General features: G+C 69.8%; 23 protein-coding genes and 1 pseudogene. 13 read left to right on the top strand and 11 right to left on the bottom strand.

Annotated features, from left to right (window positions below):
* The first annotated feature begins 182 nt into the window (after nt 1-182).
* From RGE_RS04750 to RGE_RS04780, 7 genes are all read left to right on the top strand, one after another.
* The gene (locus RGE_RS04750; protein ID WP_014427179.1) at nt 183-1,160 is read left to right on the top strand and encodes a Bug family tripartite tricarboxylate transporter substrate binding protein; all 978 of its coding nucleotides are present in this window, start codon (nt 183-185) and stop codon (nt 1,158-1,160) included.
* A gap of 221 nt (nt 1,161-1,381) precedes the next feature.
* Nucleotides 1,382-3,940 (top strand): BACON domain-containing protein, encoded by a 2,559-nt coding sequence (locus RGE_RS04755; protein ID WP_014427180.1) that lies wholly within the window; start codon nt 1,382-1,384, stop codon nt 3,938-3,940.
* A gap of 54 nt (nt 3,941-3,994) precedes the next feature.
* Entirely contained in the window at nt 3,995-4,579 is a 585-nt protein-coding gene (locus tag RGE_RS04760; RefSeq protein ID WP_014427181.1) for a TetR/AcrR family transcriptional regulator, read from the top strand.
* A gap of 79 nt (nt 4,580-4,658) precedes the next feature.
* Complete coding sequence (locus RGE_RS04765) at nt 4,659-5,408, top strand: SDR family oxidoreductase (RefSeq protein WP_052311044.1); 750 nt, start codon at nt 4,659-4,661, stop codon at nt 5,406-5,408.
* A gap of 210 nt (nt 5,409-5,618) precedes the next feature.
* Nucleotides 5,619-7,565: a hybrid sensor histidine kinase/response regulator gene (locus RGE_RS04770; RefSeq protein ID WP_014427183.1), complete on the top strand. Its 1,947-nt coding sequence runs from the start codon at nt 5,619-5,621 to the stop codon at nt 7,563-7,565.
* A gap of 62 nt (nt 7,566-7,627) precedes the next feature.
* A complete protein-coding gene (locus RGE_RS04775) occupies nt 7,628-8,086 on the top strand; it encodes an SRPBCC family protein (RefSeq protein ID WP_014427184.1) in 459 nt (152 codons plus the stop codon).
* Between the two features lie 52 nt (nt 8,087-8,138).
* Entirely contained in the window at nt 8,139-8,843 is a 705-nt protein-coding gene (locus RGE_RS04780) for a dihydrofolate reductase family protein (protein WP_043783809.1), read from the top strand.
* On the opposite strand, the gene RGE_RS04785 is transcribed toward RGE_RS04780, so the two are convergent.
* Nucleotides 8,840-9,850 (bottom strand): metal-dependent hydrolase, encoded by a 1,011-nt coding sequence (locus RGE_RS04785; RefSeq protein ID WP_014427186.1) that lies wholly within the window; start codon nt 9,848-9,850, stop codon nt 8,840-8,842. The genes RGE_RS04780 and RGE_RS04785 overlap by 4 nt on opposite strands.
* A 107-nt stretch (nt 9,851-9,957) precedes the next feature.
* Here RGE_RS04785 and RGE_RS04790 point away from each other — a divergent pair, with 107 nt between their 5' ends.
* The 3 genes from RGE_RS04790 to RGE_RS04800 are packed head-to-tail and all read left to right on the top strand — an operon-like array spanning nt 9,958 to nt 11,993.
* Nucleotides 9,958-10,335, top strand: a complete 378-nt coding sequence (locus tag RGE_RS04790) for a DUF1428 domain-containing protein (protein WP_014427187.1) — start codon at nt 9,958-9,960, stop codon at nt 10,333-10,335.
* 1 nt (nt 10,336) lies between these two features.
* Nucleotides 10,337-11,254 (top strand): aldo/keto reductase, encoded by a 918-nt coding sequence (locus RGE_RS04795; protein ID WP_014427188.1) that lies wholly within the window; start codon nt 10,337-10,339, stop codon nt 11,252-11,254.
* Nucleotides 11,255-11,264: 10 nt separating this feature from the next.
* Entirely contained in the window at nt 11,265-11,993 is a 729-nt protein-coding gene (locus RGE_RS04800) for a DUF6064 family protein (RefSeq protein WP_014427189.1), read from the top strand.
* Here the strand turns inward: RGE_RS04800 and RGE_RS04805 are convergent.
* From RGE_RS04805 to RGE_RS23940, 3 genes are all read right to left on the bottom strand, one after another.
* The gene (locus RGE_RS04805; protein ID WP_014427190.1) at nt 11,959-13,635 is read right to left on the bottom strand and encodes a 2-isopropylmalate synthase; all 1,677 of its coding nucleotides are present in this window, start codon (nt 13,633-13,635) and stop codon (nt 11,959-11,961) included. The genes RGE_RS04800 and RGE_RS04805 overlap by 35 nt on opposite strands.
* A 638-nt stretch (nt 13,636-14,273) precedes the next feature.
* The gene (locus RGE_RS23545; protein ID WP_014427192.1) at nt 14,274-15,200 is read right to left on the bottom strand and encodes an AbiTii domain-containing protein; all 927 of its coding nucleotides are present in this window, start codon (nt 15,198-15,200) and stop codon (nt 14,274-14,276) included.
* Between the two features lie 112 nt (nt 15,201-15,312).
* The gene (locus tag RGE_RS23940) at nt 15,313-16,839 is read right to left on the bottom strand and encodes an ApeA N-terminal domain 1-containing protein (RefSeq protein WP_148280119.1); all 1,527 of its coding nucleotides are present in this window, start codon (nt 16,837-16,839) and stop codon (nt 15,313-15,315) included.
* 204 nt (nt 16,840-17,043) lie between these two features.
* On the opposite strand from RGE_RS23940, the pseudogene RGE_RS24500 reads away from it, so the two are divergent.
* Nucleotides 17,044-17,163: pseudogene (locus tag RGE_RS24500) on the top strand (IS481 family transposase); the annotation flags it as partial.
* A gap of 110 nt (nt 17,164-17,273) precedes the next feature.
* Here the strand turns inward: RGE_RS24500 and RGE_RS04810 are convergent.
* Complete coding sequence (locus tag RGE_RS04810; RefSeq protein ID WP_014427194.1) at nt 17,274-17,939, bottom strand: TetR family transcriptional regulator; 666 nt, start codon at nt 17,937-17,939, stop codon at nt 17,274-17,276.
* An 82-nt stretch (nt 17,940-18,021) separates the two neighbouring features.
* Between RGE_RS04810 and RGE_RS04815 the strand changes: the two genes are divergently transcribed.
* A complete protein-coding gene (locus tag RGE_RS04815) occupies nt 18,022-18,687 on the top strand; it encodes an O-methyltransferase (protein ID WP_043783811.1) in 666 nt (221 codons plus the stop codon).
* 31 nt (nt 18,688-18,718) lie between these two features.
* On the opposite strand, the gene RGE_RS04820 is transcribed toward RGE_RS04815, so the two are convergent.
* The 6 genes from RGE_RS04820 to atoS all read right to left on the bottom strand — a co-directional run bounded on the left by RGE_RS04820 (nt 18,719) and on the right by atoS (nt 25,300).
* Entirely contained in the window at nt 18,719-19,003 is a 285-nt protein-coding gene (locus tag RGE_RS04820) for a nucleotidyltransferase family protein (protein ID WP_014427196.1), read from the bottom strand.
* A 69-nt stretch (nt 19,004-19,072) separates the two neighbouring features.
* Nucleotides 19,073-20,437: a glycerophosphodiester phosphodiesterase family protein gene (locus tag RGE_RS04825; protein WP_014427197.1), complete on the bottom strand. Its 1,365-nt coding sequence runs from the start codon at nt 20,435-20,437 to the stop codon at nt 19,073-19,075.
* A 181-nt stretch (nt 20,438-20,618) separates the two neighbouring features.
* Nucleotides 20,619-21,602, bottom strand: coding sequence for a DUF6976 family protein (locus tag RGE_RS04830; protein ID WP_014427198.1), 984 nt, complete (start codon nt 21,600-21,602; stop codon nt 20,619-20,621).
* Between the two features lie 8 nt (nt 21,603-21,610).
* Nucleotides 21,611-21,826 carry a hypothetical protein gene (locus RGE_RS04835; protein WP_014427199.1) on the bottom strand — a complete coding sequence of 72 codons (216 nt, stop codon included), beginning with the start codon at nt 21,824-21,826 and terminating at the stop codon, nt 21,611-21,613.
* Between the two features lie 187 nt (nt 21,827-22,013).
* Nucleotides 22,014-23,405 carry an acetoacetate metabolism transcriptional regulator AtoC gene (gene atoC / locus RGE_RS04840; RefSeq protein ID WP_014427201.1) on the bottom strand — a complete coding sequence of 464 codons (1,392 nt, stop codon included), beginning with the start codon at nt 23,403-23,405 and terminating at the stop codon, nt 22,014-22,016.
* Nucleotides 23,402-25,300, bottom strand: a complete 1,899-nt coding sequence (gene atoS, locus RGE_RS04845; RefSeq protein ID WP_014427202.1) for a two-component system sensor histidine kinase AtoS — start codon at nt 25,298-25,300, stop codon at nt 23,402-23,404. The genes atoC and atoS overlap by 4 nt, the downstream gene beginning before the upstream one ends.
* A gap of 298 nt (nt 25,301-25,598) precedes the next feature.
* Here atoS and RGE_RS04850 point away from each other — a divergent pair, with 298 nt between their 5' ends.
* A complete protein-coding gene (locus RGE_RS04850) occupies nt 25,599-26,252 on the top strand; it encodes a CoA transferase subunit A (protein WP_014427204.1) in 654 nt (217 codons plus the stop codon).
* The last annotated feature ends 1 nt before the right edge of the window (nt 26,253 follow it).

The following is a 26,253-nucleotide window of genomic DNA, read 5'->3' on the forward strand; positions in this document are numbered from 1 at the left end:
ATTCTCGCCCGCGGCGGCCGGGCACGTCGCGCGGGCGCAAGACATGCCTGTTCCGGCAAGTCTGAAAGCTGCGGCGCTCGGCTAGGCGCAAGGCTGCCGGCTCCCTAGAGTGCATGTTCCCGGCCTGCCGGACCTGCCCCCGAGGCAGGCTGCGCAGGCCGCCAAGAGAACCAGGAGACAAGATGAAGCAATGGTTGCGGGCCACCCTGGCCCTGCTGCTGGCCGCGCCGACGGCGGCGGCGCTGGCCCAGGCGGCGACATTCCCCGAACGCGACAAGCCGCTGCGCATCGTCGTGCCGTTCGCGGCCGGCGGTGGTGTCGACGCTGCCGCGCGGCTGCTGGGCACCCAGCTGCAGAAGCAGCTCGGCGTCAACGTCATCGTCGAGAACCGCGCCGGCGGCAGCGGCACGATCGGCGGCCGGGCGGTGCTGTCGTCGCCGGCCGACGGCCAGACGCTGCTGTTCTCGGCGGCCACGCACGTGCTCGCGAAGCAGGTGCTGAAGAACGCGCCCTACGACCCGCAGACCGACTTCGCGCCGGTGGCGCGTGTCGGCGAGGCGCCGCTGATGCTGGTGCTGGCTCCCAGCCGCACGCAGACCCGGCTGGCCGACGTGATCACCACGATCCGCCGGCAGCCCGACAAATGGACGGCCGGCATCCCCGCCGCCGGCGCGCCCAGCCATCTGGCGACGCTGCTGATGGCGCGCGACGCCGGGCTCAAGCTCGCCTACGTGCCCTACAAGGGCACGCAGCCGGCGCTGATGGACGTCGCCGGCGGCCACACCGACCTGGTTCTGGACTCGATGATCTCGCTGCTGCCGATGGCCAAGTCGGGCAAGGTCAGGCCGGTCGCCATCACCTCGGCGCGGCGCAGCGCGCTGGCGCCCGAGGTGCCGACCTTCAAGGAAAGCGGGCTGCCCGAGTTCGCCTACGCCTCCTGGTACGGCGTCTGGGCGCCTGCCGCCACGCCGCCGGCCCGCGTGGCGACCTTGAACGCCGCGATCAACGCCGCCACCACCGAGCTGGCGCGCAGCGGCGCCTGGGCCAAGCTGGGCATCACGCCGGTCACCGAGAGCGCCGAGCAGTTCAAACGCTTCGTCGCGCGCGACGTCGCGCAGGGCGCCGAACTGCTGCGCAGCGCCGGCTTCCAGCCGGAGTGACGGCGGCGCGCAGCTGCGCCGCGGCGCATTTCCCGGCCCGCCAGGGCCGCCGGCGCCCGGCGGCTCGGCCCTCCCCCGAGCCTCGGGGGCGACCGGCGCTTGCATGCAACGGCCGGGCGCATGGCGAGGACCGCCGGTGAAATACTCGGAAACCCGGCGTGACCGCCGGTCACCAAGGACGCTGGCGAAACAGCCGGCGCGTGCGTGCAGGGAGGGAAACCATGGTTTCGATGGGCGTGCGCCGCTGGGCGCGCGGGGCGGCGCTTTGTCTGGCCGCGGGGCTCGCGGCCTGCGGCGGCGGCGGTGGGGGCTCCACGCCCGAGGTGAGCTTCTCGCCTTCGACGGTGAGCGCCAATGTCCAGTCGGGAAGTTCGGCCACGCTGACGGTCCGCGCCAAGGCCCGTGACCCGGAGAAGTTCAGGCGCCTGGGCTACGTCTACCTGGTCGATCCCGACCAGGTGCTGCTGAACAGCCTGGAGCTGGCGGCCGTCGACCAGAACACGATCTCGGCGACGCTGCACACCTCGCCGTCGTTGACGGCGGGCCGCCACCAGGGCCGGATCCAGGTCCAGCTGTGCGAGGACCCCGGATGCCAGGTGCAACTGCCCGGTTCGCCGTACGAACTGGACTACGACCTGAACGTCAGCGAGATGCCGCTGTCGGCCTCGCCGATCGGCCCGACCGCGCTGACGGTGCACCGCGGGGGCTCGCTGCCTGACGCGATCGCGGTGCAGGTCAAGGGGCCGACGCAGGTCTGGACGGCCACGGCCAGCGAGAGCTGGCTGGAAGTCACGCCCTTGTCCGGCACCGGGCCTGGCGTGCTGGCGGTCGGCGTCCCGGCGTCGGCGCTGGCCGAAGGCCACTACAGCGCCGAGGTGATCGTGCGAACCAGCGACGGCCAGACCGCCAGCGTGCCGGTGACGCTGGACGTGCTGCCGACGCAGTTCGTGCTGACCTCGGGCGTGCCCGGCTTCGCCGCGGTGAACGGCGCGCCCATCGCCGCGCAGCCGCTCGGTTTCGCGCTCGACAACGACGTCGCCACGCCGTGGAGCGCCAGCACCTCGGCGGCCTGGCTGCTGGCCACCCCGACCAGCGGCATGACGCCGGCCACCGTCTCGCTGCAGCCCGACCCGTCGCGCAGCCGGCTGGCCAGCGGCAACTACCAGGCCGATCTGGTGCTGTCTTCCGTCGGCGTGCCCAACAAGACGGTGACGACGCAACTCGCGCTGACCAGACCGACGCTGTCGGCGGCGTCGCCCACGGTGACGCTGGGCGGGCCGAAGGGGCGTGATCTCGACACGCCGCAGACGCTGGCGCTGGGCCTGAACACCGAGGGCAACACCTGGCCGTTCACGCTGTCCACGCTGCCGGCCTGGCTGAGCAGCAGCACGGCCAGCGGCCGGGTCGGCGGCAGCGGCAGCCTGCTGTCGCTGCAGGCGGTGGCCGCTGCGGCGACGCCTGGCTCTTCGAGTGCCACGGTCACCGTCAGCGCGGTCGTCAACGGCGACACCGTGACGCTGCCGCTGACGGTCAACCTGAACGCCGACCAGCGCCGCCTGCTGCCATCGGCCTGGGGCGTGGGCCTGGCCAGCACGCCCGCAGGCAGCGTGCTCAGGCGCACGCTGACGCTGCGCGACAACTTCGGCGGCGCGCTGGCCTGGACCGCCAGCTCCGACGCCAGCTGGCTCGCCGTCACCGCCAGCGGCAACACGGCCGGCGCATCCACGCTCACGCTCAGCGCCGACCCCGCGACGCTGCCCGACGCCACCCTCGCCGTCGCCACCGTGACGGTCAGCACGAGCACCGGCGGTGTCGCGCCGGCAAAGATCCGCGTCGGACTGTGGAAGAGCGCCACCGGGCCGGCTGCCGTGACGACGCTCGGCTCGACCTACACCGAACTGGTGGCCGACCGCATCCGGCCCTACGTCTACGCCCACAACGGCGGCGCGACGATCGACGTCTACAACGCCTACACGGCGCAGAAGATCGCGACCGTCAGGCGGGTCGGCTCCGCGCTCGGGCGCATGACGGTCTCGCCCGACGGCTCGCGGCTTTATGCGCTCGACACGGCGGAGCGCTCGCTGGCCGTGGTCGACCTGGACACTCTCGCCCGCAGCGACACCTGGCCGCTGGAGAACGCCGTCAACGGCTACATGCCGCTGGTGGCAGCACGCCCGAACGGCGTCGAGGTGGTCTTCGTCGGCGACGGTACGGCCTACTCCGGCGGCCGCAGCCTGGGGCGGGGCTACGTGACGGAGATGATCGGTTTCGCCACCACCCCCGACGCGCAGCGCGTCTACGGTGTGGGCACGCGCTACGACGTCGACTACTCGTCGATGGCCAAGGGCGTGCTGTTCAGCGGCCCGCCCTCGGGGCTGGACACGCGCTCCGGTGGCAACCCGATCGACGTCGCCGTCAGCCCCGACGGCAGCCGCGTGTACGCGGCGTCGGGGGGCGGTGTTTCCGGCAGTGGTTACCGGTGCGCGGTCGTCGACGGCAACGACGGCAGCTTCATCGGCGCGCTGCCCGGCGGCGACGCTTACCCGAACAACGTCGAGGTCACCAGCGACGGCCGGTCGCTGTGCGGCATCGCGGGTGCCTACTCGGGCCACGACTTCTGGGTCTACACGCCGCGCGGCGAACTGCTGCAAAGCTACAAGTTCAGCGGCTACTCCAACTCGCTGCTGAACCGGCAACTGGTCGTCACGCCCGACGGCGTGCTGGTGGTGGCGCTGAGCAACGACCCGATGATCGCCTTCGTGACCATCGGCGCGCCCTGAGGGCGTCGGACCTTCTTTTGACCGTTTGGTCAAAAAAGGCGTAGAGTTCGGCCCATGCCGCGCGAACGCTGTTTCTCCGAAGCCGAGGTGCTGGAGCGTCTGACCGACGTCTTCGCCGCCCACGGCTACACCGGCACCAGCCTCGCGCTGCTGCAGCAGGCCACCGGCCTGGGCAAGCAGAGCCTGTACAACGCCTTCGGCGACAAGCAGGCGATGTATCTGCAGGCCATCGACTGCGCGACGCGGCGAGCGGCGCACGTCGCCGCCGCGATGCAGGGCGCCGCCGACGGCCGAGCCGCGCTGCAGGCCTTCTTCGCCGCGATGCTCGACGACTGCGCCAGCCCCGACCCCGGGCGCAAGAGCTGCATCGTCACCACCGGCCTCGTCGAAGGCCTGGACGAAGCGCCGCTGGCCTGGGCGCTGACCAGCCGCTGGCAGGCCACGCACGAACTGCTGCGCGCCACCGTCGAACGTGGCCAGCGCGACGGCTCGGTCGCCAACCCGGCACCGTCGGCCGACCTGGCCGAACTGCTGGCCGCGCTGGTCAGCGGTCTGCGTGTCGCCGCCCGCGCCGGCCGCAGCCGCCAGCAGATGCAGCGCCTGGTGGCGCTGACCCTCGGAGTTCTCGACGGGGCCTGAGCCGCCCTGTGCCTGGCCGGCCGCGCGAGCGGCTTTTCTTTCACCCTTTATTGACCAAACGGTCAAGTTTGAGTTCATGATGAACAAGCCTCTGGACGGAAAGATCGCGCTGGTCACCGGCGCCTCGCGTGGCATCGGCGAAGCGATCGCGCGGCGGCTGGCCGCCGACGGCGCCGAGCTGGTGCTGCACTACGGCAGCGGCCGCGCCGAAGCGGAAGCGGTGGCCGCGGCCCTGCGCGACGGCGGCCACCGCGTGCACCTGCTGCAGGCCGACCTGGCCGCTGCCGACGGCGCCCGGCGTCTCGTCGACGGCCTGAAGGCTCTGCCGCTGCCGCGTGTGGACATCCTCGTCAACAACGCCGGCGTCGCGCCCTTCGCGACGCTCGCCGAGACCGAGCCCGAGGTCTTCGACAAGCTCCTCGCCGTCAACGTGCGCAGCCTGTTCTTCGTCACCCAGGGCGTGCTGCCGCTGATGCCCGACGGCGGCCGCGTCATCAACATCGGCACCGCGGTGACACGCGCCGCCTTTCCCGGCATCACCGCCTACGCCGCCAGCAAGGGTTTCGTCGACGTGCTGACGCTGCAGCTGGCCGCCGAACTGGGCCCGCGCGGCATCACCGCCAACGTCGTCGCGCCGGGGGCGATCGACACGCGCATGAGCACCTGGATCCACGCCCCGGGCGGCCAGGAGACGCTGGCCCAGGTGCAGGCGCTGCCCGGCATCGGCCAGCCGGCGCAGGTTGCTGGCGTCGTCGCCTTCCTCGCCGGGCCCGACGGCGCCTGGACCACCGGCCAGGTCGTCGACGCCAGCGGCGGCACCAAGCTCTGAGTTCCGAGGCCCACGGCCGGAGCCTGGTCTGTTCCGCGCTCCGGCCTTCGCATTCGGGACCTCGCGGGCATTCCCGGGCCCGAGGGCGGGGTGGCCGCCGAATAATGCGGCAGCGCATCCACCGGCGGCTCACCTGCCGGTGCGAGGCCTGGCCCGAGTGACTGGAGCGCGCCGTGACCCGACCCGCCGTTCGTTCTCCTGCCGCAGCGCATGCGTGAGCGTGCGCCGGCTGCACCCCGCGGGCCGCGCCGCTGGCCCTACCTGCTCGCGCTGTTGGCGACCCCGGCCGTGCTGCTCGCCTGGCGCCAGGCGGGGGCGCCCGCCGACATGCTGTTCCTGCCCTTGCTGCTGCCCGTCATCGCCTGCGGGTGGACCGGCGGCGTCGGGCCGGGCCTGGTGGCGACGGCGCTCGGTGCCGCCGGGGCGGTGTATGCGGCGCCCGGCGCCGGCGCGCTGGCCTGGGGCGTGTTCCTGCTGGAGGCGCTGCTGATCTGCGCGCTGGCCGCGTTCCGGCCACGGCCCGCAGCGCCGCCGGCCGCCCCGGCGCCCGACGACACGCAAGAGCGCCTGCGGCAACTGGCCGCCGAACGCGACGCGCTGGCCGAACGGGAGCGTTTCATGCGCGCCATCGCCGACGCGCTGCCGGGCATGGTCGGCTACTGGGACGCCGACCTGCGCTGCCGCTTCGCCAACGTCGCCTACCTGAAGTGGTTCGGCCGCACGCCCGAGCAGATGCTGGGCATTCGCATGCAGGACCTGCTGGGCGAGGAGCTGTTCCGCGCCAACGAGCGCTACATCCGCGGCGCGCTGGCCGGCGAGCAGCAGCGCTTCCAGCGCACGCTGCGGCTGGCCGACGGCAGCACCGGCTACACGCTCGCCTCCTACATCCCCGACCGCGTCGGCGGCCGGGTGCGCGGCTTCAACGTCATCGTCGCCGACATCACCGACGTCAAGCGCGCCGAGCTCGAACTGGAGCGCGTCAACGCGCAGCTGGTCCAGCGCGCCGCCGAAGCCGAGGCCGCGACGCGAGCCAAGAGCGCCTTCCTGGCCAACATGAGCCACGAGATCCGCACGCCGATGAACGCCATCATCGGCCTGTCGCACCTGCTGGCGCGCGACGCCACCGACGAGCAGCAGCGCAGCCGCCTGGCCAAGGTCGACGGCGCCGCGCGCCATCTGCTGCAGGTGATCAGCGACATCCTCGACCTGTCCAAGATCGAGGCCGACAAGATGAGCCTGGAGCGCGAGGAGTTCCGGCTCGACGAGGTGCTGGAGCGCTCGCTGTCGATGGTGCGCACCAAGGCCGCGGAGAAGGGGCTGGAGCTGGCCGTCGACACCGCGGCGCTGCCTCAGCGCCTGATCGGCGACCCGACGCGGCTGGCGCAGGTGCTGATCAACCTGCTGGCCAACGCGGTGCGCTTCACCGAGCGCGGCAGCGTGCGCCTGCAGGGCCGCGTGCTGCGGCGCGACGAGCACCGGCTGCAGGCACGCTTCGAGGTCCGGGACACCGGGCCGGGCATCGCGCCGGAGCAACTGCCGCGGCTCTTCGCCGCCTTCGACCAGGGCGACAACTCGATGACCCGCCGCCACGGCGGCACCGGCCTGGGCCTGGCGCTGACGCGCCGCTTCGCCGCGCTGATGGGCGGCGAGGCCGGTGTCGACAGCCGCCTGGGCGAAGGCAGCACCTTCTGGTTCAGCGCCGAGTTCGAACTGCCGCCGGAGGGCGCGCCGCAGCCGCCTGCGCTGCACCCGCAGCCGTGGGCGCACGCCGGCCTGCGCGGCCGGCGCGTCCTGCTGGCCGAGGACAACGTCATCAACCAGGAAGTGGTGGTCGACCTGCTGCAGGCCGCCGGCCTGCAGGTCGACACCGCCGACAACGGCCGCCAGGCGCTGGAGATGGCGCTGCGCACGCCTTACGCGCTGATCCTGATGGACGTGCAGATGCCCGGGCTGGACGGCCTGGCCGCCACGCGCCAGATCCGCGAGCACCTCGGCAACGCGGTGCCGATCGTGGCGATGACCGCCAACGCCTTCGCCGAGGACCGTGCGGTCTGCCTGGACGCCGGCATGAACGATCACCTGTCCAAGCCGGTGGAGCCGCAGCGCCTGTTCGACACCTTGCGGCGCTGGCTGGAGAAGGCGCCCGAGCCGGGCTGATCGCCGGCGGCGGGTTTGCCGTTTGCCGCCCCGCGCGCCGCCACCCCCCGCCAGGAGCCGCCATGCCCGAGTTCAAGCGCCTGTTCTTCGCCATCGACATCGCCGCACCGCCGGCGCTGGTCTGCGAGCGCATGCTGGCACCCGACAGCTACCGCGACTGGACCACGGCCTTCTGCGAAGGCTCGCGCTACGAAGGCCGCTGGCGCGAGGGTGAACGCATCCGCTTCCTGGGGCCCTCCGGCGACGGCATGCTGTCCGAGATCGCCGAGTACCGCCCCGGCGAGTACACCTCGGTGCGCCACGTCGGCGTGTTGTCCAACGGCGAGGAAGACACCAGCGGCGACGCCGCCGAAGCCTGGGCCGGCGCGCTGGAGAACTACCGTTTCGTGCCGACGCCCGAGGGCACGCGCGTCGAAGTGGAGCAGGACGTCACCGCAGCCTACGAGTCCTACCTGGCCGCCGCCTGGCCCGAGGCGCTGCAGCGGCTGAAGGCGCTCTGCGAGCGCGGCGCGCCGGGCTGAAGGCGTGCGCGGCGGGCCGACAATGGCCGCCCCACGCCACCCGCCCGCGACCATGTCCCGCCCCGTCACGACCCTCTTCATGCTGTCCTCGGTGGACGGCAAGATCTCCACCGGCGATGTCGACGCCCGCGACTTCGACCGCGACCTGCCGGCGCTGCCCGGCGTCGGCGAGGGCCTGGCGCAGTACTACGAGCTGGAACGCTGCACCGACCTGTTCGCGCTGAACAGCGGCCGCGTGATGGCCAAGACCGGCGTCAACGAGGCCGGGCCGGCGGCCGTGCGGCTGCCGGTCAGCTTCGTCATCGCCGACGACCACCACCTGACGCTGGCCGGCATCGACCACCTGCTCGGCCGCTGCCGCCGGCTGTTCCTGGCGACCGCCAACCCCGAGCACCCGGTGTTTGCCCGCCAGGGCGCCGAAGGGCTGGAGATCCTGCCGTTCGACGGCCGCATCGACTTCGGCGAGCTGCTGCGCACGCTGAAGGCGCAGCACGGCGTCGAGCGCCTGACGATCCAGACCGGCGGCACGCTGAACGCGCTACTGCTGCGCCAGGGCCTCGTCGACCGCGTGTCGCTGGTGCTGGCCCCGGCCCTGGTGGGCGGCGCGACGACGCCGACGCTGGTCGACGGCCCGCCGCTGCGCGACGCCGCCGAACTGCGCCAGGTGAAGGCCCTGGTGCTCGACGAGGTGCGCCGGCTGCAGCACTCGTGGCTGCTGCTGGACTACGAGGTGATCAACGGCGAAGGCGCGGCCTAACGCGGCGGCGCCAGCTCCTCGCCCAGCGCGCGCCGCCACAGCCAGTCCAGGCCGGCGCGCAGCTCGGGGCTCTCGCTGCGCTGCTCGGGGCGGGCCAGCGGCTGCACCGGGCTGTGGCGTTCGGCGACGGCGAAGTTGAAGACGTAGGCCGGCTCCTGGCCCATGCGCAGGTCGGTGACGAAGAGCTCGTCGCCTTCGGCGTGCAGCTTGTAGAAGCCCTTGCTGAACGCGGCGACCTGCTGCACGCCGTCGATGTCGCGCAGCGCCGGGGCCAGCGCGCTGCCGCGGTCGAAGGCGTCGAAGTGCATAGCCCGGCCGCCGTCGAGCAGCGAATAGAAGCCCTCGTGGTAACGGCTCCCGTCCAGCGCGACGACGCGCCAGAGCACGGTGTTGAAGGCCGTCGGCGTGACCAGCAGCTGCTCGGCGGCGATGCCCTGCACCGCCAGCGAGGCGCGCGCCATGCGCTCGACCTGGGCCTGCGCCGCCACCGTCCAGGCCAGGTAGGCGCCGGCCAGCAGCAGCCCGGCGGCGTTGGCCTGCAGCGCGCGGCCGCCGCCGCGCGAAGCCAGCGCCCAGGCGGCGCCGGCCAAAAGCGGCAGCGTGAACAGCGGGTCGATGATGAAGATGCTGCCGACGGCGAACGGCCAGTCGCTGAACGGCAGCGCCAGCCGCGTGCCGTAGACCGTCATCAGGTCCAGCAGCGGGTGCGTGACCAGCGCCAGCCAGATCGCCAGCCACCAGCGCCGCCAGAGTGCCTGCTCGCCGTGCAGCCGCGCGATGGCGGCGCCCAGCGGCAGCGACAACAGCGTCAGCCAGAACAGCGAGTGCGTCGCGCCGCGGTGCAGCACCATGTTGCTGATCGCGTCGCCGTGCTCGGTCAGCACGTCCAGGTCGGGCAGCGTGTTGGCCGCCGCGCCCCACAGCGCCGCCTTCCACACCGCCGTGCGCCGGCCCATCACCGCCATGCCGACGGCGGCGCCCAGCGCCAGATGCGTCACGGAGTCCATGCCCGATTCTGGCCACCGCGCCGGCACGCCCGCCGATGACCGTGCCCGGCGCGGGCTTGCAGGAACCCGGCTTGCTCCGCCTGGTGCACCACCAGAAGGAGACGACCATGTCCTACGTCGACGGTTTCGTCATCGCGGTGCCCACCGCGAACAAGCAGCAGTTCATCGACCACGCCAGCCGCTTCGACGCCCTGTTCATCGAGCAGGGCGCGACGCGCATCCTGGAGTGCTGGGGCGACGACGTGAAGGTCGGCCAGTGGACCGACTTCCGCCGCGCGGTGCAGGCCACCGACGACGAGACCGTCGTCTTCGCCTGGGTCGAATGGCCCGACAAGCCGACGCGCGACGAGGCGATGGCGCGGCTGGACGAGATGATGAAGACCGACCCGCGAGTCGCCCCGGCCGAGAACCCGATGCCCTTCGACGGCAAACGCATGATCTTCGGCGGCTTCGAGCCGGTGGTCGTGCTGGAGCAGGGGACTTAGCGTGCCCCCGGCCGACGCCGGCCGCCGCCGCTGGCTGGCCGGCACCGCGGCGGCCGCCGCCTGGCCGGGGCTCGTATCGGCCGCGCCCGCCGCCGCGCCGGCGCGCGCCATCCCGTCCAGCGGCGAGCCGCTGCCGCCGGTCGGTCTGGGCAGCTGGATCACCTTCAACGTCGGCCAGGACGCGCCGGCGCGCGAAGCCTGCACCGAGGTCGTGCGCGCCTTCTTCGCCGCCGGCGGACGGCTGATCGACAGCTCACCGATGTACGGCTCGTCGCAAGCGACCATCGGCCACGCGCTGGCGCGCCTGGGGCGGCCGCCGGCGCTGTTTTCTGCCGAGAAGGTGTGGATCGGCGACGCCCGGCGCGGCGCGGCGCAGATGGAGGCTTCGCGCGCCTTCTGGGGCGTGCCGCGTTTCGACCTGATGCAGGTGCACAACCTGCTGGCCTGGCAGGAGCACGTGCCGCGCCTGCTGGAGATGAAGGCCGCCGGCCGGCTGCGCTACGTCGGCATCACCACCTCCGAAGGGCGGCGGCACGGCGAGATCGAACAGATCCTGCGCAGCCAGCCGGTCGACTTCGTGCAGCTCAGCTACAACCTGCTCGACCGCGAGGCCGAGCGCCGCCTGCTGCCGCTGGCGCAGGAGCGGCGCATCGCCGTCATCGTCAACCGCCCGTTCCGCCAGGGCCAGCTGCTGGATGCGCTGCAGCGCCACCGGCTGCCCGGCTGGGCGGCCGAGATCGGCTGCGACGGCTGGGCCCAGGTGGCGCTGAAGTTCGTGATCTCGCACCCGGCCGTCACCTGCGTGATCCCCGCGACGAGCCAGGTGGCGCACCTGCGCCAGAACATGGGCGCGATGCAGGGCCGCCTGCCCGACGCCGCGCTGCGCGAGCGCATGGCCGCCGAGGTGGCCGCGCTGTGACGGCCGCACGATGAGCGAGTGGTGGACCTACCGGCCGTCGGACTTCCTGATGTTCGCGCCGGCCACCTACTGGCGGCTGTTCGAGCTGCACAACCGGGCCTGGTGGCCGCTGCAGCCGCTGCTGCTGGCGGCCGGCCTCGCCTGGCTGGTGGGCGCACTGCGCGGGGCACGTCTGGCGCCGCGGGCCGCGGCGGCGGGGCTGGCGGCGGCCTGGGCCTTCGTCGCTTTCGCGTTCCTGCGGCCGCTGTACGCGCCGATCAACTGGGCAGCCTCGGGTTTTGCGGCCGGTTTCGTCGTCCAGGCCGCGCTGCTGGCGCTGCTGGCCACGCGTGCCGACCTGCGGCCGCTGGGCCCGGGCCCGCGCCGCAGCCTCGGGCTGCTGCTCTGCGCCGCGGCGCTGCTGGTGTATCCGCTGCTGGCACTGGTGTCAGGTCGGCCCTGGCGCCAGGCCGAGATCTTCGGCCTGGCGCCGGACCCGACCGCGATCGGCACGCTGGGCGCGCTGCTGATGGCAGGCGCCGCGAGCCGACTCACGCGCTGGCTTGTGGCCGGCGCGTGCACGCTGGCGCTGGGGTGGTGTGCGCTAAGCGTGACGACCTTGCTGACGATGGGCGCCGGGCAGGGCTGGGTGCTGCTGGGCGCCGCGGGGCTGGCGCTGGCCGGCCTGGCCGCGGGGCGACCCGGGCGATCCGGCCCGCGCCGGCCTAGCCCGCCGCCCCCAGCCGCGCCGCCGCGCTGAGCACCGCCAGCACGCCGGCAGTGGCGATGTCGGCGTGGCGCCCGGCGCCGAAGCGGGTGCCGGCCACGCCCGGCGCGGCGGCCTCGACCAGCGCCCAGGCCTGGGCGTCGGAGCCGCCGCCGATCGAACGCTCCTCGAAGTGCACGATCTCCAGCGCGATGCCGGAGGCGCTGCGCACCGCCTGCGCCGCCGCGTCCACCGGGCCGGCGCCGCGGCCGACGAGGCGGCGCGCGCTGCCGTCGGCGCCGGTGACGTCCAGGCTGATCTCGACGCCGCCCGGCACTGCCGCCAGTGCATGGCCGTGCCAGGCCAGCGCGCCGCCGGCGGCCGTCGGCGCCAGGTAGGCGGCGTCGAACAGCTGCCACAGCGTGTCGGCGTCGACCTCGGCTTCGGCGGCGTCGGCGTGCGCCTGCACGACGCTGCTGAACTCCACCTGCATCCGGCGCGGCATCGCCAGGCCGTGGTGGCGCTCCATCAGCCAGGCGATGCCGCCCTTGCCCGACTGGCTGTTCACGCGGATCAGGCCGTCGTAGGTGCGGCCCAGGTCCTGCGGGTCCACCGGCAGGTAGGGCACCTGCCACAGGCCGCCCGGCTCCTGCGCCGCCATGCCCTTGCGGATGGCGTCCTGGTGCGAGCCCGAGAAGGCCGTGAAGACGAGGTCGCCGGCGTACGGGTGGCGCGGGTGCAGCGGCAGGCCGGTGCAGGCCTCGACCTCGCGCGCGACGTGGCCGATGTCCGAGAAGTCCAGCCCCGGCGCCACGCCCAGCGCGTAGAGGTTCAGCGCCAGCGTCACCAGGTCGACGTTGCCGCTGCGCTCGCCGTTGCCGAACAGCGTGCCCTCGACACGCTGCGCGCCGGCCAGCAGCGCCAGTTCGGCGCAGGCCACGCCGGTGCCGCGGTCGTTGTGCGGGTGGATCGACAGCACGACGTGCTGGCGGCGCGGCAGGCGCCGGTGCATCCACTCGATCTGGTCGGCGAAGACGTTGGGCGTGGCCACTTCCACCGTCGTCGGCAGGTTCAGAATCACCGGGCGGCCGGGGCCGGCGTCCCAGGCTTCCAGCGCCGCGGTGCAGGCGGCCAGCGAGACCTCGGGCTCGGTCATGCAGAAGGTCTCGGGCGAGTACTGCAGCACCCATTCGGTCTCGGGCGCGGCGTCGGTCAGCGTGCGCAGCAGGCGCACGTGGCGGTCGACGAAGGCCAGCACCTCGTCCACGCCCATGCCGAAGACGACGCGGCGCCACAGCGGCGCGGTGGCGTTGTAGAGGTGCACGATGGCGCGGCGCGCGCCGCGCAGCGACTCGACGGTGCGCACCAGCAGGTCTTCGCGCGCCTGGGTCATCACCATCGGCGTCACGTCGGCGGGCAGGCGCTGCTCGTCGATCAGGCGGCGCACGAAGGCGTGGTCGCTGGCCGACGCGGCCGGGAAGCCGACCTCGATCTCCTTGAAGCCGACGCCGACCAGCAGCTCGAACAGGCGCAGCTTGCGCTCGGCGTTCATCGGCTCGAACAGCGCCTGGTTGCCGTCGCGCAGGTCGGTGGACAGCCAGACGGGCGCCTGGGTGAGCGTCTGCGACGGCCAGCGGCGGTCGGCCATCACGGGGGCGGGATAGGGGCGGTACTTGGTCTCGGGGGTTTGCAGCATCGGGGCCTCGAAGCGGTGCGCCGCGCGGCCAGCAAAAGCGGCGGCGTGCGGACGCGGGACAACGGACGACAGGGCGAGGGGAACGTGCTGTGGATGCCGGCGAACGGCACGACGCTCCCCTGCGGTGCCCTGGGGGCGCCGCTTCGAGGCCGGGATCTGGGGGAGTGTCTAGCGACCCGCGAACGGGGTCGTGTCAGCCGCGCGCACGTGCGGATCCCGGCCCAGCGTCAGGCATAGGCGTAGGGAGTGCGGGAGGCGGGCGGGCATGGGGGGATTATGGGGCAGTCTCGTTGGGGGGCTCGAGTGACGGCTTCAGACTGATCTGGGGCACTCGTCCGCGATAACTCGACGGACTGCAATCGACCCAAAGCGGTCGCTCATAGCGCCGGCCCTTTGGACCAAAAAGCAGACGCCTAGCGTTTGATTTCAGCGGAGCGACCAGCTTAGCTAGTGCAAATACGCTGCAACGATGAGTTGGCCATCAACGCTCGCGCCGCTGCGCATTCTGCCATTCTGGATGGGCACAGCAGATTGCCGCAACAAGTTCATGTGCCTCGGATAAGGCAGATGGATCGATGAGTCAGGGGCCATGAAATAACAAAGCCGCTGGCATTTTTGGCGTCGGCCTGATCAATATATTAAGGCCCGCCATTTATGCCAAGATACATAGCTAATGCCTTGGCAATTCCTGCAGATGCTATCTCGATGCCGACCCCAGATGCGCCAGACGCCGCCTTCCCTACCAAGCGGCCAAGCCAAGTGCTTAAGGTCGTTGTTTTCTGGTCAGGTGACGTAGAAGCGCGTGCTCGGTCGAGGTCATCTCTCAGGCTGTTCGCGTCTTCGATATTTATGCCTAGTTCGATTAGCCGCTTTTGGAGCATCGGCCAGTCTCCGGCTTCGATTGATTGTGCGGAGGACTGGTTGACTCCTGTGCTGGCATTTGCGATGTTGCCGACATTGCCATGTATGTTGGTATTAAAAATCTGGGTCATTCTTTCTCTGGTTAGTGGAGGTGCGCTACCGATTGGAAGTTCGCCTGCATTTGGGGCTTCGCGCTCAAGATCGATTGCAAAACCAAGAACTCTGGTTTTAACGGAGTCCATCAAACGAACGATTGCGCCAATGGGTATTTCTTTCCATGCCGAAACACACTGCATGCCTGGAGTTATCTTGGAGGCGTGATGCACAGCCAGGGAAACAGGCCAGGCTTCTTGAGCGGAGCCTGACTTGTTGTTTGACACCAAGTCCGTGTACGCGCTGATGCCGCTACCCATGTATGCATGCCTAAACGAGTCTTGGAGCTCCTCAGGCAGGATGGAGACGGGTATTTGAAGCTTGTCGGCTCTTGAAAAGGAGCCAATGAATGAGCCGTAGGAATCGACACGAACAACACGATAGTCGGGAAGATCTTCAACCCGAGGATAGCCGTTTAACTCCCTGTCCACCCATTCAGCAAACTCCGTGTGCGAGATGCGAGCAGCCAGGAGCTTGCACATCCGTAGCAAGGTTGGGATGTCGGAGTTTTGTGCTATCGCAGCAGCTTGAATGTCGTGGATTAGTGACATGTTTAGAGGTTTTGAAAACTTCTATGCGGTCGGCTTTACGATCTAATATGCTAGCTATATCGGCTGCCTACTGCAACGGGTCAGTTCGAGAAAGGGGCGAGGTATCGGTGTGTCACTCAGGAGGTATCGAGCGCTCGGGCTTTTGACTCTGTTGATTGTCCGTCACAGGTTTCGTTCGAACCGTGTATAAGGTGCCTTTCGGTTGCGAAGGATCCGCCTTGTGTCTTTCTATGATGTTGACTTGAGCCAATTGCTGTGCGCATTGACTTGTGTGATCGATTGCCTTGGTAATTTCAGTGCACTCGACTCCTGACAAGGTCAGGAAGAGGGCTCGAACGAAGTGTTCCATTCGAACCGTTGCGTTATACAGAGCCTGTCCTTCAAGCGTGTTTGAAAGGAGATCTTTGTCCCAGTGCGTGAAGTAGTTCCTGGTGTCAATCCAGGCTCTTGGTATTTTGGTGGAAACCCCAAAAACTCTTATGGAGACGTCATCTCCTAGCAGGCTCGCTAGTTCTGTTAGTCTTCTGCTGAGTGAGAGCTGATTGCCGTAGCGGATCCTAGATCGGAGGGAGTCCTTGTGGTCACTCGCAAGAGTTTTAGGCAATGCACTATTTAGTGCTGCCTTTATTGCGTCATACGCTTCCGCATCTAGATATTCGCCGGCGAATCTCCCTCTGTGAAATCCTTCAAGAACTTGGATCAAAGACAAGAACTTGACATGCAACCAGAGCCCGGATGAGTTTAGAGTACTTACAGCAAGTTGGCTGGGGACAAGCACTGAGTCAATTTCTTGAAACCATCTCTGAACGAGTTCGGAGAGGGGAATTTTTGTGAAATTACGAGGGAAGTAGAAGTCTCCTGGGTGCCGCAGTCGGCAGTACTTGGCTGGCTTCATGCAAACCAAAAGCTCGGCACTGTAGTCAGAGTCTGTTAATCGCAGAGTGATGCTCTCCGCTGGAATTGAATCTCCCGCCAGAATGGTAAGCATGGCCGATAGCTTTTCGTACTGCTCGAAGAACCACTCCAACGACTGAGGATGGTCGGGTACGATTTCGATCCAGCCGAGCACATCGATGTGCACACGCTCAAAGACATTGATGCTTGAACTTGTTCCGGCGCCCCAGCGCACCGTCATGCTGCTCGTGTCAACGCGCGTAGCTTCCGGCTTCTGAGGGGTTCGAACTATGTGCTCTGAGTAGGCCTGTTCGCCCTCAGCGTGAACATACGAGCAGTTGATGGGCGTCTGGCCGAGCCATGCAGCTAATCCGGGAATGAAGAACGTGAGAGAGCGATAGGTCTCGTCAGCGCGCACGTGTGCGCCTACGACGAGCCAGGAGGATGTAACAGTCTCGGGCTGACGAACTCCAGCTGGGCCGAAACTCAGGCCTACTGAGGCACGCGCTGCACGAAGAAGCGTGAGCAGTTCTCCCTTCGTGGAAGCTCCGTGCAGTGCAGGGTAAGTAGTGACAGGGTCCGCGATTGACACATCACCATCGATCGCGCTGAAGGCATCGTTGAGATCAAGTCTGATGTGATCAGGCGAAAAGGCGAGGCTTCCCGGCACATGGATGTGTGGCCGATCGGGCTGGTACCACTCGCTGTGGCGCGTGAACTCTTCGTGTAGGGGCAGTCTGGGCATTGGCTGACGAGTGCTGTGACGGTGGTCTTGGACGCCTAATGTTCGAGTCTCTGCGGCTGCTGGGGCTGTTCGCTGGAACGAAGGGTATGGCGTATGTGCCGAACTCGAGCGCTTGATGAGGAATATGGCCGACGAATGCGATTCATGGCATGCTGCCACTAATTAACGCGTTGACGCCACCCCGCAAGCAACTGCATAGAGTGACCTAACCATCGTGTAACCAGCAAGTGCCGAGACTCCGTGGGCGGCGAGGGCCGGGAGTTTCTGTTTGTGGCTGTGGACGACCACGCACGCGTCGCTTTCACGGGCCCGCCTGCCACCAAGCTACCGCATAGCGGACCTTCATGAGGTTCCCCTCTTGGCCGACAGCAGTCACTCAGCCGCCTGCTGCGAGAGGCCGCAGCCGCTGCATAGCGGACCAGATGGTCACGCGTTCAGCAGCGCGGGCGTGACTCCGCCAATCCCTGACCTTCGCCTCCCGCCCCCTCCAGATACCCCCACACCATCCCCACCACCTCCTCCCCCATCGCGCGCACCTTCGCCTGAGACCTCCCCGTCTCCGACACCCGCTTGCCCACCGCACTCAGCGTCGTCGTGATCAGCTCCGCCGCCAGCGCACGACGCGCTTCGGGCGCCTGCGGCATCACCTCGTCGACAAACGCCCGCAGCGCACGTTCGCCGGCGGCGCGCGTGTCCAGCGCCTCGGGCGCGTCGCGGTACAGCGGTGCGGCGTCGTCCAGCGCGCCGCGGATCGCCGCTTCTTCGCATTCGGACTTCAGGAAGGCGTGCACCAGCCGCCGCAGGCGCTCGCGCGGCGGGCGGCGGCGGTCGTCCAGCAGGCGCGCCAGCATCTCGCTGGTGGCGCGCCACTCGTCGCTCTGCAGCCGGAACAGGATGGCCGCCTTGTTCGGGAAGTACTGGTAGATCGAGCCGACGCTGACGCCGGCACGTTCGGCCACGCGGGTCGTCGTGAAGCGGCGTGCGCCTTCCTTGGCCAGAACCTGAACCGCCGCCTCCAGGATGGCGGCGACCAGGTCGTTGCTGCGGGCTTGTTTCGGCTTGCGCCGCGAGGTGATCGCGGGCTGGCGCGGTTCGGTCATCGTCGGCTCCCGGAACGCGAATGGCGAATGTGAAGGGTGCTTCATATTATTCGCGGCACTTTCCCTCTTGAAGGACCTTGCCATGAACACCCTGGACACCGCGCCGCTGGCGCCGCTGCTGGACCGCCTGTTCGCCGAAGCCGACGCCGCCTTGCCGGCGCTGCACGCGCTGCTGGCCGAACTCTCCCCCGACGAACTGGCCCCCGCCGTGCGCAGCCGTAGCGGCTACCGCGAGCTCTACACCCGCCTGAAGGACCAGCCGCTGCCCGTCTCGCGCGAGACCGGCCGCTTGCTCTACCTGCTGGCGCGTGCCACCGGCGCACGCACGGTGGTCGAGTTCGGCACCTCGTTCGGCCTGTCGACGCTGCACCTGGCCGCGGCGCTGCGCGACAACGGCGGCGGCCGGCTGATCGGCACCGAGTTCGAGCCCGGCAAGGTGGCGCGCGCCCGCCAGAACCTGGCCGCCGCCGGCCTGGCCGATGGCGTCGAGATCCGCGAAGGCGACGCGCTGCAGACGCTGGCCGAAGGCTTGCCGCCGGTGGTCGACCTGCTGCTGCTGGACGGCGCCAAGGCGCTGTACCCCGACGTCCTGGCGCTGGTGCTGCCGCGGCTGCGGCCGGGCGCGCTGGTCGTCGCCGACAACGCCGACGACAGCCCCGACTACCTCGCCCAGGTGCGTGCGCCGGGCGCGGGCTGGATCTCGCTGCCGTTCGGGGCCGACGTCGAGCTGTCGATGCGGCTGGGTTGAGCCGGCGGCTGCCAGGCAGCGGGCCCCGGCGTCACAGCGCGACGGCGTCGGCCAGCACGCGCTCGCGCAACGCCGGATGCAGGCTGGCCTCGGTGACGACGTCCACCCGGCGGCCCAGCAGTTCCTGGGCGTCCAGCAGCAGGCCACCGAGCGCCAGCGCACTGACGCCGGGGCGCAGGCTGACCAGCAGATCGACGTCGCTGTCGTCGTTGGCGTCGCCCCGGCTCATCGAGCCGAACACGCGCACCCCCGTCACCCCACGCCGCCGGGCGAGGGCCAGCAGTTGTTCCCGGTGGGTTTCGATCAACGGGTGCATGGCCGCAGTTTATCCCGCCACCCCTGCACCCTGAGGCACCGACGCCGGTGCCTCTCCCCGCGCCCGCCCTCAGCGCCCGGTGCTCTTCAGGTACTGCTTGAGCGTCGGCACCGCGGTGTTGGCGAAGTCGGTGAACACGCCGTCGACGCCGGCCTTGAAGTAGGTCGTCAGCTCGGCCGCCGGGTCGTTGTTGAAGACGCCGGCCAGGTACTTGCTCTCGTTGCGGAAGGTGTAGACGTGCACGAAGAGCCCGGCCTTGTGGGCGTCGGCGATCACGCTGGTCGGGGTGGCGCTGGTCACGCCCTTCAGGCTGCCGTCGGCGCTGCCGGAAAGCTTCATCACCTGCGGCTTCCACGGGCCGATGCCGTCGGCGTAGGTCTTGATCTCGGCCAGGCCGGCGGGCGTCAGCAGGCTGTCGAAGTAGCGGCCGTCGCCGGCCACCGTCCAGCTGTAGGGCCGGCCGTCGACGAAGGTGTACACGTCGTTCGGGCCGGAATAGATCATCTTGCCGGTCTTGTAGTCGACGTCGTCGCCGTCGATCAGCTGCACGACCTTGGTCGCCAGGCCGATCGAGCGCATGTACTTCAGGCTCGCCGGGTCGAAGCTCTGCACGAAGATCGGTGCGGTCTTGCTGTTCAGGCCGTTGTCCTTGATCAGCTTGACGATGGCGTCCTCGAACGGGTGGCCGGTGCCGGCGACGTCGCAGCCGTTGGCGACGGCCTGCGCGTTGTTCCAGTACGGGTTCTTGGCCTCGGGGTAGACGCTGATCGTGCGCCCGGTGAGCGCGCTCTTGGCCTTGGCCAGGTCGATGATCTCCTGCATCGTCAGCACCGGGTACTGGCCGTTCAGGTTGGACGGGCGCTGGTCGCGCGCGTCGTAGGTCGTGCCGCCGATCCAGGCCTTCAGCTCGGCGACGGTGAAGTCGGTGATCGACCAGTCGCCGGTGTGGTCCTCGCCGTCGACGACCAGGGCCTTCAGCACCGACTTGGGGTCGGACGGGTCGATGCGGTCGCTCAGGTACTGCGACGGGCCGCCGTACTGGGCGACGTCGTAGCCGACGTTCACCAGCACGCCCGGCGTCGTGCGCTTGCGCGCCGCCACCTCGGGGATCAGCGCGGCGATGTCGGCGATGTTGGTGTTGTCGCTCAGCCAGGGGTTGTGGCGCGCGACGAGCACGCAGTCCTTGGTGAGGTGCAGGTCTTCTTCCAGCGAGTCGGCGCCGGCGTCGACCGCGCCTTCGTAGGCCGGCAGCGTCTCCTCGGGGTACAGGCCCGGCAGGCCGCGGTGGCCCAGGATCAGCGGCGCCTTGCCGTCCAGGGTGTTCAGGTCTTCGGTGTCGTCGCCGCTGCCGCCGCAGGCGGCCAGCGAGGCGGCCAGCGCCACGAGGGCGAACGAAGCGGGCAGGCGGGAACGGGTGATCGAACGGGTGGCCATGGGGCGGAGCCTTGTCGTGGGTGGCGCACGTCCGGGCGCCGCGGGGGGCCGGCGTCATGCGCTCTCACGCGGCGTCACGGCCCGCAAGATCATCCGCGGCGCCGGTGTCCGGCGCATGACATCGCGCCGCCATCCCCCCAACCCATGCCGGCGCGTGGCCGGCCCGCTCGACGCTGCGGCGTCAGACGACGCGCAGCACGACCATCGTCTGGTTCAGCAGCTGGTAGGCGATCTCGCCGAAAGTCGCCGGGCCCTCGACGCCGCCGATGGCCTTGCCCTCGAGTTCGCCGAACAGGAAGTTCAGCACGCAGTTGCAGGCCAGCACGGCACCGGCGTGGTCCTGCGCGGCCAGCTGGGCGCGGAAGGCGGCGGCGTAGTCGTCGATCGGGCGCGCGACGCGGTAGTCGACGCCCGGGAACACCGGCGCGTAGAGCTGCACGCGGCCGCCCGCCGCCGGCACGCTCTGCAGCGAGGCGTTGATGCGCGCGCCGGCGAAGTCGCCCACCAGCGGCAGCTGGCCGTGCTCCAGCCCGCGCGAGCGCAGGTAGGCGGCGAAGTCGACGGTCTCGCCGTTGACGCGGCAGCTGCCGACCTCGAAGCTCGTCTCGTCGAAACGCAGCACGTCGCCGTCGTCGGGCTCGAAGAGGTTGACGATGTCGATGCAGGCCAGCTTGTCGGCCGGCAGCGCGATGTAGGCGACGACGGCGCGGTCTTCGTGGCGGGTGGCGGTGCGGCCGTCGTAGACGGTGGGCTTGACGTGGCCGATGTCCTCGACGCGGCAGCCGGCGATCCAGCCGACGGTGGGCTTGACGAAGGCGTCGTCGTAGCTCGCGGCCTCGGCGGCGAAGCGCTGGTGCGCGGCGCTGCCGCCGGGGATGATGGTCAGCGACACGCCGTTGTCCGGCGCGTTGCCGGCGATGGCCGCCAGGCCGTCGGCGCCGTAGCTGGCGATGGTCACGGTGCCCAGCGGCGACAGCTCGGTGACGAAGACCTGCTGATCGTTGGCGACAGTGCCGCCGTCGGCGACCATGAAGTACGGGATCGAGCCACCGATCCACTGCCCCGGCGGCAGGGCGCGCAGCGCGGCGTCGGGGCCGGCGATGCTCAGCGCGGCACCGGAGCGGATCAGGTCGGAGGCGACCTGCAGCGAGACGAGTCGGTTCATCGGGTGCCTCAGACGGTGGTGAGCTGCTGGACTTCGTTCGGAAGGATGCGCTCCCACTTCGTGAAGAAGGCGTGCATGTCGGCCACCTTGGCGGTGATCGGGTCGGTGCTGCGCTCGATGCGTTTGCACAGCAGCTGCGTGCCCAGGTGCTGCGTCTTGATGCGGGTGATCGCGCCGTCGGCGAGCCGCTTCCAGCAGGGATGGTTCGGATCGGGAATGGCCATGTTGTCTCCGTTGCGCGCGCAGGCGCGGTGTGCGCGTCCCCGGCGCACGGCGCGGGGGACGGACCTCATTGGAACGGGACAAACCGGCAAAGTCGACCGGTTTCACCACCAAAACGGCAAAAATGATTCTTTTGCGTGACCGAAGTGGTGTTTGGCCCGGGCCTGGCCGGGCGCGCCGTGCGGCTGTTCAGCTGATGCCGTATTCCTGCAGCTTGTAGAGCAGGGCGCGCCGGCTGATGCCCAGCCCGGCGGCGGTGCGTGCGCGGTTGCCCTGGTGGCGCGCCAGCGCGCGGCGGATGGCCTCGGCCTCGAACTCGCCGACCTGCTCGCGCAGCGGGCGGTCGCCTTCGTCGCGCGCCGCGGGTTCGTCGCGCTCCAGGCCGCAGCCGTCCTCGGGCCCGCATTGCAGGCTCTCGGGCAGGTCCTCCGGCATGATCTGGCTGGAGGTCGTCATGACGACGGCACGTTCCACCGCGTTGGCCAGTTCGCGCACGTTGCCCGGCCAGTGGTAGGCCGCCAGGCACTTCAGCGTCGCCGGGTCGAAGCCGCGCAGCTCGACGTCGTTCTCGGCGCAGAAGCGGTCGAGGAAGTGGTGCGCCAGCAGGATCACGTCCTCCGGCCGCTCGCGCAGCGGGATCGTGCGCAGCGACACGACGTTCAGGCGGAAGAACAGGTCCTGGCGGAACGTGCCTTCGCGCACCATCGCCTCCAGATCGCGGTTGGTGGCGGCGACGATGCGCACGTCCACCTTCACCGGCTTGCTGCCGCCGACGCGCTCGAACTCGCGCTCCTGCAGCACGCGCAGCAGCTTGACCTGCAGCGCCGGCGTGATCTCGCCGATCTCGTCGAGGAACAGCGTGCCGTGCTCGGCCATCTCGAAGCGGCCGCGGCGCTGCGTGGTGGCGCCGGTGAAAGCGCCTTTCTCGTTGCCGAAGAACTCGGTCTCCAGCAGCGTCTCCGGGATCGCGGCGCAGTTCACCTTGACGAAGGGCCCGGCGGCGCGCGGCGACCAGTAGTGGATGGCCGCGGCCACCAGCTCCTTGCCGGTGCCGCTCTCGCCGTGCACCAGCACCGTGGCGTGGCTGCGCGCCACCTTGGCCACCGTCTGCTTGAGCCGGATCATCTGCGGGCAGTCGGTGAGGATGGCCTCGGAGCCGATGCGCTCGGACAGCTCGCGGCGCAGCGAGGCGTTCTCCTCGCGCATCGAGCGGATCTCCAGCACGCGGCGCACCAGCACGCGGATCTCGTCGAGGTCGAAGGGCTTGATGACGTAGTCGAAGGCGCCGTCCTTGATCGCGCGCACCGCGGTGCCGACCTCGGCGAAGGCGGTCATCAGGATCACCGAGGCGCGGCGGTCGGCGGCGCGGATCGCCGACAGCGCCTCCAGCCCGCTCATGCGCGGCATGCGGATGTCCATCAGCACGACGTCGGGGCGCTCGCGCTGGTAGGCCTCGACGGCCTCGGCGCCGTCGTTGGCGGTGACGACGCGCAGGCCCTCCTTGCCGAGCACCGCCGACAGCATGCGGCGGATCGCCTCGTCGTCGTCGCAGACGATGGCGGTGGGGACGTTGGGGGTCATCGTGGGTCCTCGCTCGGGGGTTCGGGCTGCAGCCGCACCGGCAGCCGCATCTCCACCGTCGTGCCGGCGCCGGTGCGGCTCTGCACGCTGATCGTGCCGCCGTGGGCGTCGACGATGCGGTGCACCATCGCCAGGCCCAGGCCGGTGCCCGAGGCCTTGGTGGAGAAGAAGGGGTCGAAGACCTTGGACAGGTTCTCCGGGGCGATGCCGACGCCGTTGTCGCGCACGCGCACGGCCACCTGGTCGGCGTCGGCGGCGGCCAGTTCGATGTCGACGCGCCCGCCGCCGGGCAGCGCCTGGATGGCGTTGATGACGAGGTTGAGGATCGCCTGCTTCAGCGCCTCGCGGTCGCCGTCGATCGCCGGCAGGCCGGGCTCGATCTCCACGCTGACCTGGGCGTCGGAGCGCCCGCGCGCCAGGAAGGCGGTCTCCTTGACCAGCTCGCCCAGGTCGATGGCGTCGATCTGCGGCGGCCGCGGCCGGCCGAAGGCGAGCAGCTCGCCGACGATGTGGTTCAGGCTGTCGACCTCGCGGATGATCAGCGGGCCGTAGTGGCGCCATTCCTCGACCGACTCGCACTCCTGCAGGTACTGCAGGAAGCCGCGGATCGAGGTCAGCGGGTTGCGGATCTCGTGGGCGATGCCGGCGGTCAGCTCGCCCAGCGCGGCCAGGCGGTCGGCGCGCATCACCTGCACCATCAGCCGGTCGCGTTCGCTGACGTCCTTCAAGACGACGACGGCGCCGATCGGCCGGCCGTCGCCGTCGCGCAGCACGGTCGACGAGGCGTCGACCCTGAAGGTGTGCTCGCCGCGCCGCAGCTCGACCGAGATGCCCAGCTGAGGCCGGCCGCTGTCCAGCGTCTCCAGCAGCGCGCTGTGGCGGGCGTCGGTGTTGAACAGCTTGCTGTACGGACGGCCCAGCACCTGGCGCGCGCTGACGCTGTACAGGCGCTCGGCGGCCGGGTTGATCGCGGTGACGACGCCGCGCCGGTCGACGGCGACGATGCCGTCGGCGACGCTGGACAGGATGTTCTCGGTCAGCGAGCGTGCGTCCAGCAGCGCCTTGGCCATGCCGTTGATCGCGTCGACGACCTCGCCGAGCTCGTCGCGCAGCGGCGGGATGCGCCGGCGCAGGTCGGTCTTCATCGCCGCCAGGCCGTGCACGACGACGTCGACCTCGCTGGACAGGCGCTTGGACGTCACCCAGACGAGCACGAAGGCGACGCCGAAGCCGAACAGGCTGGTGACGAAGACCGCCAGGTCGATCAGCCGCTGCTGCAGGCCGATGGCCTCGGTGGTCTCGTTGGCCCAGACGTAGCCGATGACCTGGCCGCGGCGCTCGATCGGGTACATCGCGTTGAGGATCGAGCCGCGCACCAGGCTGCCCTGGGTGATCTGCGGCCGGTTCTCGGCCATCACCTGGCGGCCCGGGTGGTCGGCCGGGATCGAGCGGCCCACCGTGTAGGCGTAGTCGCGGCTGGGGCCGTAGGTGACGATGGCGTCGAGCCGGCGCACGTAGTAGCCGACGCCGACGCCGGGGTCCGACGCGGCGATGCGGTCGGTGAGCGGCGTCAGCCGCTGCGCGAGGCGCTCGATCGCGCCGTCGCGGTTGTCCCAGCCGCCGTTCAGGCCGTCCAGGTAGGCGTCGAAGCCGGGGCCGAGCTCGGAGTCGAGGATGCGCGTGATCGCGAAGAGCTTCTTCTCCTTCTCCAGCAGCACCACCTCGCGCTCCTGGTAGACCAGGACCACGGCCACGGCGCTGATCGGCAACGCGACGATCAGCAGCGAGGTCGCGATCAGCCGTTGGCGCAGCGTGCGCAGCGGCCGCAGCAGCGCGGGCAGGCGGCGGCGTTTCGGGCCGCGGTCAGGGCCGGGCTGAGGGTCGGGAGAGGTCATGCGCAGGCCTTTACATCTGGCCGGCGACATTGTCGCCGGTCAAGCCGGGCAGGTGGGCGATAGGCCGGCAAAACCGGTGTGCAGTTCTTTGCGCAGGTGCGCATCGGATTTCACGGGGATATTTCGCCGGAATATCCGACTTAATTATTAAGTCCTTGTAAATCAACGACTTGGTTATTGGCACGGGGTTTGCGAATGGGTTTTCGCCCCTCGCCAGATCCGAGGGAGATGACGCAAAACGTCCCCACGCCACCGCGCTCCCGACCGGAAGCGCGGCGCACAACGGAGAACCAAGACAATGTCCAAAGTAACCGCTCTCGCGGATGCCGTCGCCCGAATCCCGGACGGGTCCACGCTGATGATCGGCGGCTTCATGGGGGTCGGGTCGCCGCACCGCCTGATCGACGAACTCGTTCGTCAAGGCAAGCGCGACCTGACGGTGATCGCCAACGACACCGCCCGCAAAGGTGTCGACATCGGCAAGCTGATCGCCGCCGGCGCCGTCAAGCGCCTCGTCGCGTCGCACATCGGGCTGAACCCCGAAACCCAGCAACGCATGATCGCCGGCGAGATCGAGGTCGAACTCGTCCCGCAGGGCACGCTGGCCGAGCGCATCCGCGCCGGCGGCACCGGCCTCGGCGGCGTGCTCACGCCCACCGGCGTCGGCACCGTGGTCGCCGACGGCAAGCCGACGCTCGAAGTGCAGGGCAAGACCTTCCTCGTCGAGACGCCGCTGCGCGCGGACTTCGCGCTCGTCGCCGCCTGGCGCGCCGACTACTTCGGCAACCTCCAGTACGAGCTCACGGCGCGCAACTTCAACCCCGTGATGGCGCTGGCCGCCGACCACGTGATCGCCGAAGCCGGCGAGATCGTGCCGGTGGGCGTCATCGCGCCCGACCAGGTGGAGACCGTCTCGGTCGTCGTCGACACCCTCGTGGCCAAGGAGGCCTGAC

Origin of the sequence: Rubrivivax gelatinosus IL144 (assembly GCF_000284255.1) — a bacterium.
In the GTDB taxonomy this organism is placed as follows: Bacteria; Pseudomonadota; Gammaproteobacteria; order Burkholderiales; family Burkholderiaceae_C; genus Rubrivivax; species Rubrivivax gelatinosus_A.

Coding starts and splice junctions, on each gene's coding strand:
- RGE_RS04790 (WP_014427187.1), top strand. CDS start 9,958: ATGTCCTACGTCGACGGTTTCGTCATCGCGGTGCCCACCGCGAACAAG.
- RGE_RS04785 (WP_014427186.1), bottom strand. CDS start 9,850: ATGGACTCCGTGACGCATCTGGCGCTGGGCGCCGCCGTCGGCATGGCG.
- RGE_RS04760 (WP_014427181.1), top strand. CDS start 3,995: ATGCCGCGCGAACGCTGTTTCTCCGAAGCCGAGGTGCTGGAGCGTCTG.
- RGE_RS04830 (WP_014427198.1), bottom strand. CDS start 21,602: ATGAACCGACTCGTCTCGCTGCAGGTCGCCTCCGACCTGATCCGCTCC.
- RGE_RS04765 (WP_052311044.1), top strand. CDS start 4,659: ATGAACAAGCCTCTGGACGGAAAGATCGCGCTGGTCACCGGCGCCTCG.
- atoS (WP_014427202.1), bottom strand. CDS start 25,300: ATGACCTCTCCCGACCCTCAGCCCGGCCCTGACCGCGGCCCGAAACGC.
- RGE_RS23545 (WP_014427192.1), bottom strand. CDS start 15,200: ATGTCACTAATCCACGACATTCAAGCTGCTGCGATAGCACAAAACTCC.
- RGE_RS04850 (WP_014427204.1), top strand. CDS start 25,599: ATGTCCAAAGTAACCGCTCTCGCGGATGCCGTCGCCCGAATCCCGGAC.
- RGE_RS23940 (WP_148280119.1), bottom strand. CDS start 16,839: ATGCCCAGACTGCCCCTACACGAAGAGTTCACGCGCCACAGCGAGTGG.
- RGE_RS04780 (WP_043783809.1), top strand. CDS start 8,139: ATGTCCCGCCCCGTCACGACCCTCTTCATGCTGTCCTCGGTGGACGGC.
- RGE_RS04810 (WP_014427194.1), bottom strand. CDS start 17,939: ATGACCGAACCGCGCCAGCCCGCGATCACCTCGCGGCGCAAGCCGAAA.
- RGE_RS04820 (WP_014427196.1), bottom strand. CDS start 19,003: ATGCACCCGTTGATCGAAACCCACCGGGAACAACTGCTGGCCCTCGCC.
- RGE_RS04825 (WP_014427197.1), bottom strand. CDS start 20,437: ATGGCCACCCGTTCGATCACCCGTTCCCGCCTGCCCGCTTCGTTCGCC.
- RGE_RS04800 (WP_014427189.1), top strand. CDS start 11,265: ATGAGCGAGTGGTGGACCTACCGGCCGTCGGACTTCCTGATGTTCGCG.
- RGE_RS04805 (WP_014427190.1), bottom strand. CDS start 13,635: ATGCTGCAAACCCCCGAGACCAAGTACCGCCCCTATCCCGCCCCCGTG.
- RGE_RS04775 (WP_014427184.1), top strand. CDS start 7,628: ATGCCCGAGTTCAAGCGCCTGTTCTTCGCCATCGACATCGCCGCACCG.
- RGE_RS04750 (WP_014427179.1), top strand. CDS start 183: ATGAAGCAATGGTTGCGGGCCACCCTGGCCCTGCTGCTGGCCGCGCCG.
- RGE_RS04815 (WP_043783811.1), top strand. CDS start 18,022: ATGAACACCCTGGACACCGCGCCGCTGGCGCCGCTGCTGGACCGCCTG.
- RGE_RS04770 (WP_014427183.1), top strand. CDS start 5,619: ATGCGTGAGCGTGCGCCGGCTGCACCCCGCGGGCCGCGCCGCTGGCCC.
- atoC (WP_014427201.1), bottom strand. CDS start 23,405: ATGACCCCCAACGTCCCCACCGCCATCGTCTGCGACGACGACGAGGCG.
- RGE_RS04755 (WP_014427180.1), top strand. CDS start 1,382: ATGGTTTCGATGGGCGTGCGCCGCTGGGCGCGCGGGGCGGCGCTTTGT.
- RGE_RS04835 (WP_014427199.1), bottom strand. CDS start 21,826: ATGGCCATTCCCGATCCGAACCATCCCTGCTGGAAGCGGCTCGCCGAC.